Raw genomic sequence first — 2,021 nt, 5'->3', positions numbered from 1 at the left:
ACCAGGCGGTGGCGCAGATGGATGAGGTAACCCAGCAGAACGCCGCCCTGGTGGAACAAGCGGCCGCCGCTTCGCGCGCCATGCAGGGACAGGCTGCGGAATTGGCTGAACAGGTCAGTATCTTCCGGTTGCCTGCGCAAGGCACTGGCGTGATGCGCTGAACTGCCTTCCGGTGTGCGGGCGGTAAACCCGCATCCCGGAAACCGAAGGCATCCAGGAAATAAAATCTAAGTCTAAAATCTAAGTCATTGCCGCCCGGCGCAGCACGCGACAACGCCAAGGCCGGCCCGCAAAGGCCGGCCCAAGAGCTTGCAAGGGGAGGAGAGGGCCGCGACCGGATGCGGTCGCGGCGAGGATGCATTAGTTTTTGTCAGTCCTGGCCCTTGGCGGCGAGATCGATCGCGCGCACGATGGCCACGGCCTTTTCGATCACTTCAGCCTGGCTGGACACCCGCATACTCTTCTTGAGATGGTGGATGTAGTCACGGGTCTGGCGGCTCACCGGTACGTTGAGGAAACCATCCGGCTCGGTGATGAAACGCGGAGGAACCACCACGACTGGCTCGGGTGTCTTGGAACGCTTGGGCATGGGTATCTCCCTTTTGATTGGTCTGGATGACGGCGGCACAGTGCCTGCGGCAATATAACTTTGATCGTAAAAATATCAGAACTTATTTTTTTGATTTTACGCTTTTTGTCCTCAAACTCTTATTCGGTGGGAATGAGGGCAGACAACTTTAGCGTGATCGCAACAACGAGGACGCCACCGCTTTTTATTCCTGCTTCCCTGCCATGTCAAGCAAGTTCGTCAAGTACTTGCCAGGGGCGCCTGCCAGGACCAGATCATTTAGATTTTCTGCTTCCCCGATTTGGGCTCGGATCCCTTTCAAATCTCGCTTTCTCCTCTGCGTTGGCCATTGGGCGTCGATGTCCAGGCTTTTGACCGATTCCATAAAAACTAAGAACTGCGCGATCGTGTCGCGCCATTGTCGACTGATATTGGCAGCGATATCACAGACTTCCCTTAGCAGTGGGATACGGAAACTGTTTACGCAGACCATATTCATGCTGGCATAGTCCTTGCTGTACTCTGAACGGTATATGCCCACCTCCCTGTCTCAAGGGGAGGGTTGGCGCAGGCAGGTCAACGAGGACGATTTTCTAAGTCTTTATTCTGCCGTAGAGTTCAAGCCATTCATCGACCACAAGGAACCACCATGAAGTTCGTCAAGACCGCAATCGTTGCATCCCTGGGCCTGATGGCCGTACTGGCCGCCTCTGCCCACGCCGACAACCTGGCCGATATCCAGAAGGCCGGCGTGGTCAAGATCGGCGTGCCGCAGGACTTCGCCCCCTATGGCTCGGTCACCTCCGACCTGCAGTTGCAGGGCCTGGACATCGATGTGGCCAAGCTGGTCGCCAAGGGCCTGGGCGTAAAGGCCGAACTGGTGCCGGTACCCATCTCCAGCCGCATGGCTTTCCTGCAGACCCACAAGATCGATCTCATCATCTCGACCCTGGGCAAGAATGCCGAGCGCGAAAAAGTCATCGATTTCTCGCAAGGTTATGCGCCCTACAACAACAGCGTCTTCGGTGTGGCTGCCATCAAGGTATCTGGTCCGGCCGACCTGGCCAACCAGACGGTGGGCGTGGCGCGTTCCACCTTCGAAGACCTGATGCTCACCGACAGCGTACCCAAGAGCACCGTCATCAAGCGCTACGAAGACAACAATGGCCTGATCTCGGCCTATGTCTCGGGCCAGGTGCAGATCGTCGGTACCGGTGACTTCGTAGCCTATGCGCTGGCCGAGAAGACTCCCAACAACAAGCCCTTGCTGAAGTACATCATCAATGTCTCGACCTGCTATGTCGGCATGAACAAGGGCGAACCCGCCTTGATGGCCAAGGTCAACGAGGCCCTGACGGCGTCCAAGAAGAGTGGGGAACTCAATGGCATCGTCAAGAAGTGGCTCAACGTGCCACTGCCGGAGAAGATCGCCACCACTTACCAGTAAATTTCC

At 56.8% G+C, this 2,021-nt stretch carries 3 protein-coding genes and 1 pseudogene; 2 read left to right on the top strand and 2 right to left on the bottom strand.

All coding sequences use genetic code 11. The features are described 5' to 3' along the window. Positions 1 to 161: pseudogene (locus I5W_RS33330) on the top strand (methyl-accepting chemotaxis protein); the annotation flags it as partial. A gap of 209 nt (positions 162 to 370) precedes the next feature. Here I5W_RS33330 and I5W_RS11695 read toward each other — a convergent pair. Continuing rightward, positions 371 to 589: a hypothetical protein gene (locus I5W_RS11695; protein ID WP_017454151.1), complete on the bottom strand. Its 219-nt coding sequence runs from the start codon at positions 587 to 589 to the stop codon at positions 371 to 373. Between the two features lie 184 nt (positions 590 to 773). Further along, complete coding sequence (locus tag I5W_RS11690) at positions 774 to 1,067, bottom strand: hypothetical protein (RefSeq protein WP_044529357.1); 294 nt, start codon at positions 1,065 to 1,067, stop codon at positions 774 to 776. A 150-nt stretch (positions 1,068 to 1,217) separates the two neighbouring features. On the opposite strand from I5W_RS11690, the gene I5W_RS11685 reads away from it, so the two are divergent. Then, on the top strand, positions 1,218 to 2,015 hold the full coding sequence (locus I5W_RS11685) for a transporter substrate-binding domain-containing protein (RefSeq protein ID WP_017454154.1): 798 nt from the start codon (positions 1,218 to 1,220) through the stop codon (positions 2,013 to 2,015). The last annotated feature ends 6 nt before the right edge of the window (positions 2,016 to 2,021 follow it).

Origin of the sequence: Herbaspirillum sp. B65, assembly GCF_000333555.1 — a bacterium.
Classification (GTDB): domain Bacteria; phylum Pseudomonadota; class Gammaproteobacteria; order Burkholderiales; family Burkholderiaceae_D; genus Herbaspirillum; species Herbaspirillum rubrisubalbicans.
The sequence above is the reverse complement of the archived record's forward strand: the minus strand, read 5'-3'. Positions and strand labels throughout refer to the sequence as shown.